This is a genomic window from Globicatella sanguinis (assembly GCF_002847845.2).
In the GTDB taxonomy this organism is placed as follows: Bacteria; Bacillota; Bacilli; order Lactobacillales; family Aerococcaceae; genus Globicatella; species Globicatella sanguinis.
The window spans coordinates 220,620-238,490 of the sequence record NZ_CP126962.1; the positions used below are offsets into that span (position 1 = coordinate 220,620).

The window sequence follows — 17,871 nt, forward strand, 5'->3', positions numbered from 1 at the left end:
ATTAGACTCTTGTTTAGTTTTCTGTAACAACTGTGTCTTTAGCTTGGAAATTCAATTGATTATCAATCAAGTCGACAGTAACCAATTGACCTGGCAAAATATCGCCTTTAATAATTAAACGAGCGAGTGGTGTTTCAATTTCTCGTGTAATAAATCTCATCAATGGACGTGCACCATAAATCGGATCATAACCATTGCGTGCAATCCATTCAATCGCTTCTTTCGTCACAGTTAAATGAATATCTTGATAAGCTAAACGTTCTTTTAATTGTATCAATAATTTTTCGACAATAGCGCCCATATGATCCATTGATAATGGTGTAAACATAATGGTATCATCAATCCGATTTAAGAACTCTGGTTTGAAGTGTGTTCTTAACAATTGACGAACTTGGCTCGCAGTTTCTTCAGCGATTTGACCATTTTCATCAACACCTTCTAACAATAATGGTGAACCGATATTACTTGTCATAATTAAGACAGTGTTTTTAAAGTCTACAGTCCGTCCTTTTGAATCTGTTAAACGACCATCATCCAATACTTGTAATAAAATATTAAAGACATCTGGATGGGCTTTTTCAATTTCATCTAATAAGACAATTGAGTACGGACTACGTCTAACTGCCTCCGTTAATTGTCCGCCTTCTTCATAACCAATATATCCTGGAGGCGCTCCAACTAATCGGCTGACCGTATGTTTTTCCATATATTCAGACATATCGATACGTACGATGTGGTGTTCATCGTCAAATAATACCTCAGCTAAAGCTTTCGCTAATTCCGTTTTACCGACACCTGTAGGTCCTAAGAATAAAAATGAACCAATTGGTCGATTAGGATTTTGTAAACCGGCACGGCTTCTTAATACCGCTTCTGAGACTTTTGTGACCGCTTCATCTTGGCCGATTACTCGTTGGTGTAATGTTTCATCTAATTTTAATAATTTTTCTCTTTCACCTTCAACTAATCTCGTAACGGGAATACCTGTTAAACGACCGACAACTTTAGCAATTTCCTCATCAGTAACACTTTCTTGTGTTAGACGTTCTGTTTGCCCTAATTGTTTCGCTTCTAATTCTTTCAGTTCTTTTTCTAATGCAGGTATACGACCATGTCTTAATTCAGCCGCTTTTTCTAATTGATACTCGGACTCTGCTTCTTCTAATTGACGTCTTAAATCATCAATTTCTTGACGTTTATCACGTAATTCATTCATCGCTTCTTTTTCTACTTCCCAACGCATCTTTAATTCATTGGCTGTTTCACGAAGTTCAGCTAATTCTTCTTGTAAAGATTCTAAACGTTTTTTACTTGCATCATCCGTTTCTTTTTTAAGCGCTGCTTCTTCAATTTCTAATTGCATTAAACGACGATTCACAGTATCCATTTCTGTTGGCATCGAATTAATTTCAACACGAATCGTCGCACAAGCCTCATCGACTAAGTCAATCGCTTTATCTGGTAAGAAACGATCGGTAATATAACGATTAGATAAAGTTGCCGCAGCGACTAAAGCATTATCATGAATATTAACACCGTGGTGGATTTCAAAACGTTCTTTTAATCCACGCAAAATACTAATGGTGTCTTCCACCGTTGGTTCTTGGACTAACACTCTTTGGAAACGACGTTCCAATGCTTTATCTTTTTCAATGTTTTCACGATATTCATCTAAAGTGGTAGCTCCGATACAATGGATTTCACCACGAGCTAACATTGGTTTTAGAATATTACCGGCATCCATTGCTCCTTCGGACTTACCGGCACCGACAATCGTATGAATTTCATCTATGAACAGGATAATATTACCTTCCGATTTCGTTACTTCTTTTAATACCGCTTTTAATCGTTCTTCGAACTCACCACGATATTTTGCACCCGCAATTAATGAACCCATATCTAATGAGTAAACTTGTTTCCCTTTTAAATTATCTGGTACATCTTTACGTACAATACGATGGGCTAATCCTTCAACAATTGCTGTTTTACCAACACCTGGTTCACCGATTAATACCGGATTATTTTTAGTCTTTCTTGATAAAATTCGTATCACATCACGAATTTCTTCATCACGACCAATTACTGGATCTAATTTATTTTGTTTTACTGCCTCATTTAAATTAGTGGCATATTTTTCTAAAGATTCATAAGTTTGTTCTTGGTTTTGTGAAGTCACAGACTCGCCTCCTCTTAAATTATCAATTCTTGCTTTCATCTTGGCTTCGGTGACATTGTTTGAAATTAAATATTCTGTTAATGGATTGTTTTTTTGGTCAAATAGTGCTAACACTACCATTTCAGTCGATAAATATTGATCTTGTTGATCCTGTGCTAATTGATTAGCTTTTTGGAATAACATCGATAAGCGTTGACTAATTTGCTGTCCATACTGAACATTACTTCCTGTTATCGACGGCAACTTATCAATTTCTTGTTCGATTTTTCTTTGGAAATCATCCATATTTAATTGGAATTCATGGTATAAATTATAAGCAAAACTATCGGGTTGAACAAAAATGCGCCATAAATGTGGAATATCAATTTCTTGATGTTTTCTTGTCATCGCAATTTGTTGTGCTTGTGCCAAAGCTTCTTGCATGGCTGTTGTCATTTTTTCAATCATTCAATAACACCCCTTTGGTCAAATATAGTCAGTAAGTTTTTCCTATAAAAGTAGCTCTCTTTAAGAGCTTAACTATATTATATACCTTTGGTTAAGAAAGGTCAAGGATTTTTTGACCATTTTTGACTATATTTTTAAATTAAAAAAGGGACAAAAGTAGTCATGAACTGACCTAGCCTTTTGTCCACTTATTTAAAAGATATTATTTAGATTTAATATAAGTCGTTCCGTTAGCTGCTGGTCCTTTAGAGTTTCCAACAAACCCAACTAATACAAAGATGGTGATGACATAAGGCGCAATTTGTAAATAAACTGAAGGGATGTTTTTAATAAATGGTATTTGTGACCCCACTACCGCTAAACTTTGTGCAAAACCAAAGAAAATAGCGGCCAACATCGCACCAATAGGATTCCATTTACCGAAAATCATTGCTGCCATTGACATGAAACCTTGTCCAGTAATCGTCGTAATAGCGAATTGTGAGTTAATTGATTGTGCCATAATCGCTCCACCTAAACCACCCATTAAACCAGATAATAAGACGCCTAGATAACGCATTTTGTATACATTAATACCTAAAGTATCGGCTGCTTGAGGATGTTCCCCAACAGAACGTAATCTTAAACCAAAACTCGTTTTAAACACAATAAACCAACAAATAATCGCTACCACAATCCCAACAAAAGCTGGTTGAGAAGTTTGACTAAAGAAAATCTTCCCTACCACTGGAATTTTTGAAAGAAGTGGTACACTCCAATAACCAAATTTTTGTTTGATAAAATCGGTTTGCCCTGCTCCATCAAACATGACACGCGTCAAGAAAACACCTAAAGATGGTGCTACTAAGTTCAATACAGTACCTGAAATAATATGATCCGCACGTAAAGAAACCGTTGCGACCGCATGAATAGAAGAGAATAATACACCAATTAAACCACCAAACAAAGTAGCAATCCAAGGTGTCCAACTTCCAAAAGTTTGAGCAAACTGAAGGTTAAAGATAATCGCACTAAACGCACCCATTACCATAATTCCTTCTAATCCAACGTTGACAATTCCACTACGTTCCGAGAAAACGCCACCTAAAGCTGTATAAATTAGAGGTGCTGAATAAACAAGAGTGGACGAAACAATTAATGCTAACATATTTACCATGCTACTCTACCCCCTAATTATTTGTTTTCTTACGATCTAAGAAGAACGTAATGATATATTGTGAACCGATAAAGAAGATGATGGATGCAATTGCGATATTAACAATTTCTGATGGTACTTTGGCAGCTAATGGCATTAACGTACCCCCTGTTTTTAATCCACCAAATAAAATGGCAGCAAATAAAGTTCCTATAGGGTGGTTGCCACCTAATAATGAAACGGCCATCCCATCGAATCCTATAGCGGGTGCTACACCGTTCATCAAGAAAATATTACGGAATTCACCTAAACCGTTCATTACGCCACCTAAACCAGCCAAACCACCTGATATTACCATTGCTAAGATAATATTATATTTGGCATTCATCCCAGCATATTGAGCGGCAAAACGGTTTTTACCAACTGTCTTTAATTCGAAACCTAAGGTCGTTCTTTCCATAAAAATCCAAACTAGAATAACAGCAACAACGGCTAAGAAAATCCCTGTATGTAAGGTTGATCCTTTTGTTAATTCACTTAACCAAGGTGCACGTAATGTGGCATTGTCACCAATTTGAGGCGTTACATCACCTTTATTAGTTAACACATTTCGTACCAAATAGTCACTAATATAAACAGAAATATAGTTTAACATAATAGTCACAATAACTTCACTGGTATTAAAGTAAGCTTTTAATACCCCGGCAATCGCAGCCCAAAACGCACCTGCAATCATTCCAGCAATGATGGCTAATGGTAAGACAATCATTCTAGGTGCATCCGGTAAGGCTAAAGCCACCCAAATAGAAGCTAGCCATCCAGCTAATGCTTGACCAGAAAGACCAATATTAAAGAATCCAGCTGTATAAGCTACTGAAAAACCTAACCCGGTAAATATTAAGGGAGTGGCTGCTCTTAATGATTGTCCAATATTAAAGGGTGAACCCGCTGCACCTGTCCAAAGTGCTTTATAACCAGCAATCGCGTCAAATTTGAAAGCCCACATGATTAACGCTCCAAAGAAAAGTCCAATGAAGACAGTTAATATGGGAACTAAAATACTTCTAAACTGTTTGTTCATTGTTTACACCGCCTTCTTCACGCAATCTTAATACTTCATCATAACTTGTTCCTGCCATCATTAGACCAATCTCTTGTTCATTGGTCTCTTTCGCATCTAAGGTAGCGATAATTTTACCATCATACATGACAATAATGCGATCTGAAACATTTAATATTTCATCTAATTCAAAACTCATTAATAACACAGCTTTATTTTGATCACGTTGTTGGATTAATGCTTTATGAATATATTCAATCGCCCCAACGTCTAATCCACGCGTTGGATTAGCGGCAATGAGTAAATCCGGTTTTAAATCTAATTCACGAGCAATGATTGCTTTTTGTTGGTTTCCACCTGATAAGGCACGAGCTGGAACTTTTTCAGAAGCCGCACGAACATCATATTCTTTCATTAAACGCAATGCTTTTTGATTGATTTCTTTAAAGTTTAAGAAGCCGCCTTGTGAATAAGGTTTTTTATAATATTCTTGTAACACGAAATTATCTTCTAATTTTGTTTCTAATGAAAGTCCATATTTATGACGGTCTTCAGGAATATGAGCCATGCCCATTTCAGTAATTTCACGGGTTGATTTATTGTTAATTTCTTCCCCTTTAAAATGAACTGCTCCAGAATCTATTGGCATTAATCCAGTTAAAGCTAACACAAGTTCTGTTTGCCCATTGCCATCAATACCGGCAATTCCGACAATTTCTCCTTTACGGACAGTGAAAGATAAATTACGAACGGCATCTAAACCTCGTTCATTTTTCACTACTAAATTTTCAACTGCTAGCATCACTTCGCTAGGATTAGCTTCTGTTTTTTCAGTTCTGAAATTAACAGAACGGCCTACCATCATATCCGCTAGTTCTTTAGAAGTCGTTGTGGCTACATCGACAGTATCAATTGATTCACCACGACGAATTACTGTACAACGATCGGCTACTTTTTTAATTTCATCTAATTTATGGGTAATAATAATGATTGACTTACCTTCATCAGCTAAAGCTCTTAAAGTTAACATCAAATCATCAATTTCTTGCGGTGTTAATACAGCTGTTGGTTCGTCAAAAATTAGAATATCTGCACCACGATATAATGTTTTAATAATTTCTGCACGTTGTTGCATCCCCACACTAATGGTTTCTACTTTAGCATCAGGATCAATTGACAAACCATAACGTTTCGATAACTCTAAAATTTCTTCTTTTGCGGATTGCTTATCAATAATTCCAAATTTTTTGGGTTCACTACCAAGGATAATATTTTCAACAATTGAGAAGTCTTCAATTAACATGAAATGTTGGTGAACCATTCCGATTCCTAATCGATTAGCCGTTGTTGGATCGACAATCTCTACGGGTTTATTATGCATGTATATTTGACCGGATGTTGGTTGTAACAAACCGCTCAACATATTCATTAATGTTGACTTACCAGCACCATTTTCACCTAATAATGCATGAATTTCACCTTTACGCAATTCTAAATTAATATTTTTATTTGCATAAAAGTCACCAAATTGTTTGGTAATGTCACGCATCTCAATAACTGGATAGTTAACTTCAGTCATTTGGAAACCTCACTTTCTGATAGTAATAATAATTTACATCATCTATATTTTAATATAATTATTAAATAATGGCTATACTTTTTATGAAAAAATAAAGGGCATTCGATTGAATGCCCTACTGTTTAACTATGAATAAATTGAAAATTATTCAGCAGTTGTGTCTTAAATGGCTGTTTTCTTCTGATTACTCAGCAGTTGTTTCTTCAACAGTTGTTTCTTCTGTATCTTCAGTTGCAGTTTCTTCTTCAGTTGCTTCTTCTTCAGTTGCTTCTTCTGAGTCTTCTGCTTCTGTATCATCAGCCGCTTCTACATCTTGTCCTGGTGCTTCTGGTACTTTAATATCGCCAGCGATAATTTTATCTGAATACTCTTTAACTGCTGCTAAAACTTCTTCTGATAATTGACCATCTGTTAAACCAACACCACCGTCTTCTAAACCGTAAACTTTATTACCAGCTTCGAAATTACCGGCTTTTGTTTGTTCAGCAAATGATTTAACTGCTGCACCAACTTGTTTTAAGGTTGATGTTAATGTTAAACGACGCTCTTCACCATCAATTTCAACAATACCTTCAGCTTCTTGGTCACGGTCAACACCGATTACATAGATTTCACGTGAAGGATCTGCTGTTACAATATCTTTAGCTTCTGAGAACACACCATTACCAGTGTCTCCTGAAGCGTGGAAGATAATATCAACGTCGTTTGCGTACATCGCTGCTGCAATTTGTTTACCTTTGGCAGCATCACCGAAGCTACCTGCATATTCGATAACAACTTCAACATCTGGGTTAACGGCTTCAACACCAGCTACAAAACCAGCTTCAAAGCGGTCGATTACGAACCCTTCTTGTCCACCTACGAAACCAACTTTATTAGTCTTAGTTGTCATTGCTGCAGCAACACCTGCTAAGAATGATGCTTCGTGGTCTTTAAATGTTAATGATGCAACGTTTGGTAAGTCAATTACTGAGTCAACAATTGCGAAATGTTTTTCTGGTTGTTGTTCAGCCATTTCTTTCATTGCAGTTTCTAATTTGAATCCAATACCAAAAATTAAGTCAAAGTTAGATTGAACAGCTGTATTTAAATGTGTTACGAAATCTGAGTCACTATTTGATTGTAAATATTCGTAACCATTCACACCACGTTCTAATCCGTTAGCTTCACCAAACTCAACCATACCTTCCCATGCGCTTTGGTTGAATGAACCATCGTCCACCCCACCGATATCAGTGATCATCACTGTTGAGAAATCTTCCTCTGCTAAAACTGGTGTAGCAAAAGATGCTACTAATAATGCTGACGATGCTAAACTTACAAATTTTTTCATCGAATCCCTCCAAAAGATTGTGTTATCGAAACCTTGTTTCACTCTTCATTATAATTGATACCTTCTAGAATTGCAACAGAAAAATAATTTTGAAAACGATTAAAGACGAACTTTGTTTTTACTATTTTTTATATTCAGTTAAAAAAACGAATGAAAAACGAATGTTTTTATTTAAATCGATAGATATTATAACTTTTTCTTGACAAAGCATCCTATCTTTTGATAAAAAATGATAATATTTTTACTGAGATTCTTTAGCGGTCCAAAAAAAAGAGATTAGGCAGAAACGTTAATCATTTCTTTCCTAATCTCTATAAATCTGGATGTAAAGAGTGGAAATTTAAAGCAACTATGCGTTATTTATCAGTCATCTATCTGAAGTTTAATAAACGACATCATTTAACCTAAAATACCACTCATTATAAGCTTTTTTTACTTAGCATTTAATTCCACGATTTTAATAATCACTTCTGTCGCTTTGACCATTGATTCGACTGCAACAAATTCATAACGACCGTGCATATTTTCGCCGCCAGCAAAAATATTAGGTGTCGGGATACCCATAAAACTAATTTTAGATCCATCTGTACCACCACGAATCGGCTCAATGACAGCAGGAATATCTAATGCTGCGAAAGCCTCTTTAGCTAAGTCAACCGGACGCATATCTTTTTCGATAACTTCTGCCATATTATAATATTGATCCTTAATATCAACTTCAATGACTTCATAAGGATAGCGTTGGTTAATATCTTTGACTAATTGTTCAACAAACGCTTTACGTTCTTCAAATTTTTCACGGTAATGATCTCGAATAATCAATGATAAAATACCTTCATCGACAGTCGCTTCCATATTGGTAATATGATAGAATCCTTCGCGACCTTCTGTTTGTTCAGGTACTTCTTTTTCAGGTAAACCATTCATAAATTCATTGATAATACCAATGGAATTGATCATTTTACCTTTAGCAGTACCAGGATGGATATTTTTTCCTGTGATTTTTAGCGTTACCCCAGCCGCATTAAAACTTTCGTATTGTAACTCCCCGACTGGACCGCCATCCATCGTATAAGCAAAGTCAACTGCAAAACCTTCCGCGTCAAAATGATCTGCTCCACGTCCAATTTCTTCATCCGGACCGAAAGCCACTCTCACTTTTCCATGTTTAATCTCTGGATGAGCAATTAAATATTCTAAGGCTGTTACGATTTCAGCAATCCCAGCTTTATCGTCAGCTCCTAATAAAGTTGTGCCGTCGGTCGTAATAAGTGTTTGACCTTTATATGGTGGTAAATTCGGAAAATCTTTGACTGACATTACAATATTTTCATCTTCGTTTAAAACGATGTCTTTACCGTCATAATTTTCATGAATTTGAGGTTGCACATTGACTGAATTAAAATCAGCAGTGTCCACATGCGCGATAAAACCAATTGCTGGTATTGGTTCATCCGTATTAGCAGGTAACGTTGCCGTAACAAAAGCATTGGTAGGACTTAATTCTACATCTTCTAGACCTAATTGTTCTAATTCAATCACTAATAATTTTAATAAATCAAATTGAATCGCAGTTGAAGGAATAGTATCACTGCTTTCATCTGAGCGCGTATTAATTTTTGTGTACTTTAAAAGACGTTCTTTTGTTTGATTAAAAATATCGACCATAATTTAAACACTCCTATTCATATCTAAAGGGATTAATATTCAATTCAGTAGCTTGAACTGTCACCGGCCACTGTTTTTCATTTACTAATAATTGTATCACTTCAGCTGCCTTTTTGGCAAAAATACTTTCTGTATAATGACCAACATCAACGGTCATCATTGGAATATCTTCTAAAGCCTGCGCAGTATGATAAGTAATATCACCTGTTAAGAAGACATCGACTTCTTGGCTGGCTACTGCTTCCATTAAACTCGAACCACTTCCACCAATAATCGCAATCGTTTGATAAGATTCTTGAGGTGTTTTCTCGATAATGGGTAATTCATTTCGTTGATAAGTTGACTTTAATAAATCTAATAAAGCAGTTCGGCTCAAAGGGGTAGCCAATTGACCGATACGACCTAAGCCCGGTAACTCGTCGGTAGCCTGCACAGCCAATTCTCTAATATTGATTAAACCTAATTGCTCAGCTAACCAATCATTCATACCATTATGGGCAATGTCTAAATTAGTATGCATCGCAAACACTTTAATATTATGTTTAATTAATTTTGCATAAAGTTGATTAGTTAAAGACGATAAATCAAACCGTTGAATAGGTTTAAACAATAAAGGATGATGCGCGATAATCGTATCTACCCCAAGCTTAATCGCTTCGTCAACAACTGCAGGACGAACATCTAAAGTGGTCATGATTTTGTTGACTGGTGCTTTTGGATCACCAAAATGTAAACCAATTGGGTCCCAATCTTCTGCCAAAGTGGGTGGATACAATTCATTCAAAGCATCGATTAAATTTTGAAATGTCACTTGTGTCATTTTAATTAAGCACTTCCTTAATTTGATTAATTTCCTCTTGCATTAATTGCACTTTAGGATGATCTGCCCCAGCTTTTTTAACGATTGATTGGTAGGTCGTTTCAAGTAATGACAGTTCCTTTTGCCATTTTTGATAAAAGGCAGCTGTTGGATCTTCTAAATTATATTTTCCAAATTGCAACTCATTAACCGTTAATATTTGCTTATGATAGTGATTTTTTTTAACAACCATAATTTCATATTCACGATGATGATCTTCCACCACCGTTTCATTAAGAAAGACAAAACCATTTTGATTGAGCCATTTTCTTAATTGATAGCTCGCCATATTAGGCTGTAAAACTAAAACCGTGTTTTCACGAATGATGGCCTTGTTTTCATCTAAAATATTACGTATTAAACTGCCACCCATTCCACAAATCGTAATAGCATTAATTTGATCTGCTTCAGTGATAACCGCCAAGCCATCCCCTTTACGAACATCAATGACTTTAGTAAGTCCTCTGGTTGCGACTTCGGCTTTAGCTGATTGAAAAGGACCTTCTACTACTTCGCCAGCAATCGCAAATTCAAGTTGCTTATTTAATGCTAAATGACAAGGCAAATACGCATGGTCACTGCCGATATCCGCTAAGCGAATCGCATCTTTTTGATAATGAACTAAAAATTCACATACTTTCGCTAATCTTGGTGATAATTTTTCAGAATTCATTTAAAATCCCCTTTTACTTTACTTACTTATTTATTGTATCAAATCGATTGCTTCAATAAAACATTTTACTCTTTATTTTATAACAATAAATAAAAAATGATCACCGTCTTAAAACAAGTCATCCATAGTATCACCTGCTCTAATTAGTAATCATTTTAAAGTTATATATAAACGTTCGTATTCTTATTGATAGTCTTGGCGAACAAGTATATGAATCCCATTATTATCCTTAATAAAATATTCTTTGGCTGATTGATTAACGATATATTCTGGATGAGTCTCGGTCGCTTCAATGAAACGGCGCCAGTCAGTCTCATCTAGGATCTTCACTATAAAGTGATTCAAACCTGGTGTATGAATGTCATGAATTTTATTCAATGTACCCGCCCATTTATTGGCAGCAATATGATGATGGTAGTCACCATTAGCTAACCAAGTCGCCTGATCTCTCATTGAAAACTTTTCGTCCATATCTAACATTTCTTTGAAAAAAACTTTACTTGCAAGCGGATTTTCGACTGATAAGTGAACGTGTCCCATTTTGGTACCTTTCGGCATCAAATAAGGATTTTTATCTTCTGCTAAAGCTAATACGCCTTCAGCATCCATCTCTTCAGTAATGCCAATAATCTTATCGCGTTGATAATTCCATACTGATTTAGGACGATCGTGATAAATTTCAATACCATTACCTTCAAGGTCTGCTAAATAAATAGCCTCACTATAGCCATGATTCGAAGCCCCTTGTATTGGTGCTTGAGCTTTGAGAATATGCAATAAAGCATCACCTAAATCTTTACGTGAAGGAACTAAAATCGCCAAATGATATAAACCATAGTAATGGCCTTTAGGTAAGTTAGTCGTAACTAAAGTAACAAGTGGTTCTTCGTTACCTTTGATCCCTAATTCAACTTTATTATCATCTTCTTTTAATATCGATAAACCAATAATATGTTGGTAAAAATTTTTCTGTGCTTGTAAGTGTTTGGTGTTTAATACAACTGCTCCTAATTCTATCATTCAAATGCTCCTTTTAATATAGATGTTTATATTAAAACAGATTAGTCTTTCCATGTCAATTAATACTAACTAGAAATAAAAAGTATTTTATGAGCGACTGCCACTACACAAGTTTCACTTAATATTATCGATTTTGCTATCGCTTAACATCCTAACTTTTATTAAATGTTAGATACAATAAGACATTAAAAAGAGGCTAAGCAAAATATTAAGACATTTAGCCTAGCCATCATTTGTTTATTAAAATTGCCGTTGTTGAGTGGCATTAAATTTTGTCTTAGGAAATGGACCAGAAGTAGAAAATGAAATAATCTTCGCCTCGTCAGTCCACCCCCACTCAACCCCTGCGCTTTGAATTAAATAGTTATTCCTGACCTGAATTTAAAAATTTTTTGCTCAGCCTCTTGATTCCTACACATTGTGTGGGATTATCACACGAAGCTAATAGCACTTATTTTATACTGCTGACCCACTTCTAATAATCAACTATTATGACGGTGGATTCTTGCATGAACATCCTATGCATTAATTCGTCATTTATTATTATGCTAATTTATCCATAATGCTTACCAGTTGAGTGAACATCGCATCATCATAAGGTGTATGGGAACCTAAGGCAACGATATGCAATTTAGCTTTTGGACAATGCTGTTGTAATTCATAGGCACCACTTAAGCGACAATCGACATCATAGCGACCATGTACAATATCCATCGGTATGTCTTGCAGCTTATCTACTCGATTCAACAAATAATTATCTTCTTTCCAAAACATCTTATGAGCAAAATAATGTGATTCTAATAAACCGATTGAACGATCACCTTTCGTAACGGGTTGTCTTAAATCTTTAGGATTTTGGACTAATTTAACAATAGCTGTTTCCCATTGACTCCATTCATAACACGCTTCGTCTCTGACTGATTCATCTGAGTCAAGCATACGTTGATAATACGCGGTTACTAAATCATCCTGTTCAGCTTCAGGGATATAATTTTTAAATCGTTCAAATTCTTCAGGATAAAAGTAGCCTGCCCCTTCTTGAAAAAGCCAATGAACATCACTTTGACGACCTAAAAAAATACCTCTCAATATTAAATGTTGAACTTGTTGCGGATAATGAATCGCATAAGCTAAGGCCAAAGTGGTCCCATAACTGCCACCAAATACATACCATTGTTCTATTTGTAAGTATTGTCTAATTTTTTCAATATCAGCGACACTATCGAGCACGGTATTGTTTTCTAAACTCAAAAAAGGTTGACTTTGTCCGGTCCCTCTTTGATCAAATAAAATAATACGATATTTTTCCGGATTAAAGAAGCGACGTGAAGGTTCGCCAACGGATCCTCCAGGTCCTCCATGGAGAAATAAAACCGGTTGACCCTCTGGATTACCACATTCCTCAATATAAAGAGTATGCGTCTCATCCACCTCTAAATAATAAACTTGATTGATTTTTGTATTTAAATAACCAGCCATCGTATCCCTCCTATTCCATAATGAGATGATTTAGTTGATAGCCTAAATTATCTAAGCAATTTTCAGCATCGTTTAATTGTTCGGACATCACGACAATGACCATCGGAACTCCTGGTTCAACTTCATACAATAAGGCATCATGAAGCATCCCCTCTTGCATTGCTTTCGCTTTCAAACCATAAAATAATTGATTATTGAATAAACTATTAGCAATACCAATAGGACCATGTTGTGAATACATCGTCAAAGCTTCTTGGTTAATTTCTTCATCAAATAATACCCCTTGGAATAAAGCTAGTAATAAATTTGCTAAATCACTCGCTGATGTTTCATTATATTGATTAACGGTTCCAGATAATTCCGTCGCCATATTGTTGACCAAAGTCGTTTGAATAAAACCTAACTCTTGAATTTGTTGATTTACTTTTTCAAGGCCACCTAATGATTCAATTAATAGATCGGTTGCCATATTATCATGAGATTGTAGCATTAATTGAACCAGTACTTTTAAACTATAGCTTTTATCCTGTGGTAAATTAGCTAAAGTACTTCCTGGAATAATTGCTTGTTCAGCAATGTTTACCGTATCTGCTGCAGTTATTTGTTTGGTTTCTATTTGATGAAAATATACTGCTGCAATAAATAATTTTATTAAATCATCGGCCGGTAATACTTCCGTCGCATCTTCTGAAGAAGAAAGTTGACGGTTAGCCGCTTGTACAAAAATGGAACTTGTTTTTGACTGTTCTTTAATAATGCTTATTTGATCCACTATTAAACTTTTCGTTTGGTCGTTAAACTCCGCAATCATATTGGAAGATGATTGTTCTTCGAAACTTTGATTAATTTCTGGCCAAGAGACTTCCGTATCAATAATATATTTTGTTTCTGAGGTACTAGAATCATTAGCCTCTGTTGTCTGATTGGTTTCATTAGCTTCGCTTGTTATTGATGTCATCTCGGTTGCCTCAGTTGTCGTGATGTCTTGAGCCTTGATAGGTTTCTCATTAATAACAGCCCAAAATGTTAGACTTAAAAATAAAAAAGTAAACTTATTCATGATTTTGATACTCCTTACGTTCCCACCATTCATATTGATGAGGGATCGTGTTATTTTCATCTAAAATACCCGTTACCACTTTGACTAATTGCCACTCCGCTTCATCGATGGCTGGCATAAATACATCACTCGGGAATTCTCTTTCAATGAACGTTCGGATAATTTGATCGGCATATGGTAAAAATAGCTTAAAAATATCAGCACCACCAATAACCATTAATTCTTGGTCTTTAGCTAGTTCAAGTCCTTCTTCTAAACGATGAATAACCGTTAAGCCTTCAATATTTTTTCCATAATTTAAATCTCGCGTCATCACCACCGTTTTTCGACCGGGTAACAGGCGTTGGCCCATCGATTCAAATGTTTTACGCCCCATTAACATTGTATGTCCCATGGTCGTTTCTTTAAAAAATTTTAAGTCATTGGGCAAATGCCATGGTAATTGATTTTGATAGCCAATGCCACCACGTGCTTCTTGTGCATAAACAAAACTAATCATGGTTCTTTTCCTTTCTTAAACTGCAATCGGTGCTTTAATCGTTGGATGAGGATGATATCCTTCCAAACGAATCGCATCCGCTTCAATTTGGTCAAAGCCATTGAACCGATCAATAATCAATGTTGGTAAAGCTTTCGGTTCTCTTGTTAATAATAACTTCGCTTGTTCAAGATGATTTTGATATAAATGTGCATCGCCTAAAGTATGAACAAACTCTCCTACTCCTAATCCAGTCTCTAAGGCGATCAAATGAGTCAACAAGGCATAACTTGCAATATTAAAAGGCACACCTAAAAAGATATCGGCACTCCGTTGATAAAGTTGACAACTCAACTTGCCATCATTCACATAAAATTGAAATAGAGTATGACAGGGTGGTAAAGCCATGGTTGGGATGTCCTCTGGATTCCAAGCCGAAACGATTAAACGTCTAGAATCGGGATTCGTTTTAATTTGATTAATAACCTCTTTAATTTGATCAAGTGTTTCACCATTACGTAATTCCCATTGACGCCACTGTTTACCATATACATCACCTAGTTCACCGTGTTTAGCAGCGAAGGTGGCATCCGATAATATTTTCTCTTGAAACAGCTTCATTTGAATTTCATATTCTGCTTTAAACGAAGCATCTTCCAAGACTCTTAAACCGAAATCAGTCATATCTGGTCCTTGATAGTCTTCGCTTTTGATATAGCGTTCGAAGGCCCATTCATCCCAAATATGATTATGGTGTTCCAATAGATATTTAATATTGGTATCTCCTCTTAAAAACCACAATAATTCACTTTTAATTAATCCAAATGGCACCCGCTTGGTGGTGACCATTGGAAAACCTTCGTTTAAATCAAACCGCATTTGGTACCCGAATAAACTATAGGTTCCCACGCCAGTGCGATCTCCTTTAAAATGTCCATTTTCTAATACTGATTGGACAAGTTGTTGATATTGTTTCATCATAATGCTCCTTTTAATTGAGCGTTGCTAATTCCTCTTGTCTTTCATATAAGGCCATCAACGCTTCTTCTTTTTCTTCAAGTTCACGCTGTAAATCCATTAATTTACCAGCATCACTCGTGATAGTATTCATTTCTTGTTGGATTTCGTCTAAACGTATTTCCAATTGCTCAATTTCACTTGGTAGTTTCTCTAATTCTTTCTTTTCATGATAACTTAATCTTCTGGCTTTCGGTTGATGATCATTCTGACTAGCATCCGTTTCTTGTTTCGCTACTTCATCCATTTTAACGGTAGCTTTGGATTCATTATTAGTTTGTAAAGCGGCTTCTTCTAAATATTCAGAATAACTACCCCAGAAAATATCATAGGCGCCATTTCCCTTAATATTTAACAAATAATCCGTCGTCTTATCTAAGAAATAGCGATCGTGAGAAACGACAAATACCACCCCTTCAAAATTAGCTAAATAATCTTCCAGTACAGTTAAAGTATCAATATCTAAATCATTGGTCGGCTCATCTAATAATAAAACATTTGGTTGCTGAATTAAGAGTGAAAGTAAATAAAGACGACGTCTTTCTCCACCCGATAAATATTGAATTTGTGTACCATGAGTATTTCTTGGAAAATTAAATTGCTCCAATAATTGAGAAGCACTTACTAATGAGCCGTCTTCACGTTTAAAATTATCGGCGATTTTAGTTAAATAATCCAATACTCTAACATCACTAGGCAGATCTTGATCAAGTTGTCGATAATAGGCCATACGCACGGTTTGACCCACTTGGCAAACGCCACTATCAAGCGCATGATAACCGGCTAAAGTATTCAAAAATGTTGATTTCCCCACACCATTTGCCCCGATTATGCCAATACGGTCTCCTTTAACAAAATTCTTAGTATACCCTTCAATCACTTTTTGCCCATTGATAGAGATGGCAATATCTTCTAATTCAATGACACGATTCCCAATACGCTGTTGTTGGAAGTCAAATTCTATTCCTTCAGCTTCTTGATGACGATTCGCAATATTTCCTTTTAACTCCTCGAAACGATCGATACGAGCTTGTTGCTTAGTGGTACGAGCTTTAGCGCCTTTTCTCATCCAAGCTAATTCTTGTTGAAATAATTTATTCTCTTTTTCTTGTACTTTTTGATTAATGGCTGCTTGTTCTGCCCGTTTTATGACATAGGTTTCATAATTCCCAACATATTCAGTTAGTTTTCCATGACGTAATTCAACAATAAAATTAACTGCACGATCTAAAAAATAGCGGTCATGAGTTACTAAAAGTAAGGCGCCGGGATAATTAGCTAAATATTTTTCTAACCATTGAATACTTTTGACATCTAAATGGTTTGTTGGCTCGTCTAAAATTAATAAATCAGGGGATTCAATTAATACTTGGGCAATACCAATTCTTTTTTGCTCACCACCAGAACACTCCCCTACTCGTCGTGATAAATTGGTTAAGCCTAATTGTGATAAAATAGCTTTTGCTTTTACTTCTATATCCCAAGCATCTTTTAAATTCATTTCATCACTAACGCGCGTAAATTGAGTTAATAAATCCTCGTCCATTGGATTAGCTTCTAATTGCTCCCGGATTAACTCATATTGCAATAATAGTTGAATGTCTTGAGCTTGGCTATCATAGACCGTTTCTAAAATAGTTTTATTAGGATCCAGTTCTGGATGTTGATCGAGATAAGCTATGGTATATTGATTTGGCTTAGAAATAGTCCCACTATCATAATTATCTAAGCCAGCAATTACTTTTAATAATGAGCTCTTCCCTGTCCCATTGGGACCAATTAAACCAACGCGCTGTCCAGTTCTAATTGACCAGTCAATTTTATCTAATAATGTTTTAGTACCATATGTTTTGGATAATTGTTCAATCTTTAATTCTTTCATGGGCT

14 protein-coding genes are annotated in these 17,871 nt (G+C 35.7%); all 14 read right to left on the reverse strand.

The genetic code is table 11. The features are described 5' to 3' along the window. Positions 1-13: 13 nt before the first annotated feature. The 14 genes from clpB to CYJ72_RS00950 all read right to left on the reverse strand — a co-directional run bounded on the left by clpB (position 14) and on the right by CYJ72_RS00950 (position 17,866). Complete coding sequence (gene clpB, locus CYJ72_RS00885) at positions 14-2,623, reverse strand: ATP-dependent chaperone ClpB (protein WP_071408746.1); 2,610 nt, start codon at positions 2,621-2,623, stop codon at positions 14-16. Between the two features lie 202 nt (positions 2,624-2,825). Continuing rightward, the gene (locus CYJ72_RS00890) at positions 2,826-3,779 is read right to left on the reverse strand and encodes an ABC transporter permease (RefSeq protein WP_066125289.1); all 954 of its coding nucleotides are present in this window, start codon (positions 3,777-3,779) and stop codon (positions 2,826-2,828) included. A 13-nt stretch (positions 3,780-3,792) separates the two neighbouring features. Beyond that, positions 3,793-4,839 (reverse strand): ABC transporter permease, encoded by a 1,047-nt coding sequence (locus tag CYJ72_RS00895; protein ID WP_284630164.1) that lies wholly within the window; start codon positions 4,837-4,839, stop codon positions 3,793-3,795. Beyond that, positions 4,823-6,397, reverse strand: coding sequence for an ABC transporter ATP-binding protein (locus tag CYJ72_RS00900; RefSeq protein WP_284630165.1), 1,575 nt, complete (start codon positions 6,395-6,397; stop codon positions 4,823-4,825). The genes CYJ72_RS00895 and CYJ72_RS00900 overlap by 17 nt, the downstream gene beginning before the upstream one ends. 184 nt (positions 6,398-6,581) lie before the next feature. Then, positions 6,582-7,730, reverse strand: a complete 1,149-nt coding sequence (locus CYJ72_RS00905) for a BMP family lipoprotein (protein WP_284630166.1) — start codon at positions 7,728-7,730, stop codon at positions 6,582-6,584. A gap of 432 nt (positions 7,731-8,162) precedes the next feature. Beyond that, the gene (gene pepT, locus CYJ72_RS00910; RefSeq protein ID WP_284630167.1) at positions 8,163-9,398 is read right to left on the reverse strand and encodes a peptidase T; all 1,236 of its coding nucleotides are present in this window, start codon (positions 9,396-9,398) and stop codon (positions 8,163-8,165) included. A 13-nt stretch (positions 9,399-9,411) separates the two neighbouring features. Further along, entirely contained in the window at positions 9,412-10,218 is an 807-nt protein-coding gene (locus CYJ72_RS00915; protein ID WP_284630168.1) for a Nif3-like dinuclear metal center hexameric protein, read from the reverse strand. A gap of 1 nt (position 10,219) precedes the next feature. Beyond that, positions 10,220-10,930, reverse strand: coding sequence for a tRNA (adenine(22)-N(1))-methyltransferase (locus tag CYJ72_RS00920; protein WP_284630169.1), 711 nt, complete (start codon positions 10,928-10,930; stop codon positions 10,220-10,222). A 183-nt stretch (positions 10,931-11,113) separates the two neighbouring features. Continuing rightward, positions 11,114-11,950, reverse strand: coding sequence for a VOC family protein (locus tag CYJ72_RS00925; protein WP_284630170.1), 837 nt, complete (start codon positions 11,948-11,950; stop codon positions 11,114-11,116). A gap of 543 nt (positions 11,951-12,493) precedes the next feature. After that, positions 12,494-13,429, reverse strand: coding sequence for a prolyl aminopeptidase (gene pip, locus CYJ72_RS00930; protein WP_284630171.1), 936 nt, complete (start codon positions 13,427-13,429; stop codon positions 12,494-12,496). A 10-nt stretch (positions 13,430-13,439) separates the two neighbouring features. Continuing rightward, positions 13,440-14,489, reverse strand: a complete 1,050-nt coding sequence (locus CYJ72_RS00935; RefSeq protein ID WP_284630172.1) for a serine hydrolase — start codon at positions 14,487-14,489, stop codon at positions 13,440-13,442. After that, positions 14,482-14,988, reverse strand: a complete 507-nt coding sequence (locus CYJ72_RS00940) for a dihydrofolate reductase (protein ID WP_284630173.1) — start codon at positions 14,986-14,988, stop codon at positions 14,482-14,484. Before CYJ72_RS00940 ends, CYJ72_RS00935 begins: the two co-directional genes overlap by 8 nt. A gap of 15 nt (positions 14,989-15,003) precedes the next feature. After that, complete coding sequence (locus CYJ72_RS00945) at positions 15,004-15,948, reverse strand: thymidylate synthase (RefSeq protein ID WP_284630174.1); 945 nt, start codon at positions 15,946-15,948, stop codon at positions 15,004-15,006. A gap of 10 nt (positions 15,949-15,958) precedes the next feature. Beyond that, positions 15,959-17,866 carry an ABC-F family ATP-binding cassette domain-containing protein gene (locus CYJ72_RS00950; protein WP_284630175.1) on the reverse strand — a complete coding sequence of 636 codons (1,908 nt, stop codon included), beginning with the start codon at positions 17,864-17,866 and terminating at the stop codon, positions 15,959-15,961. Positions 17,867-17,871: the final 5 nt, after the last annotated feature.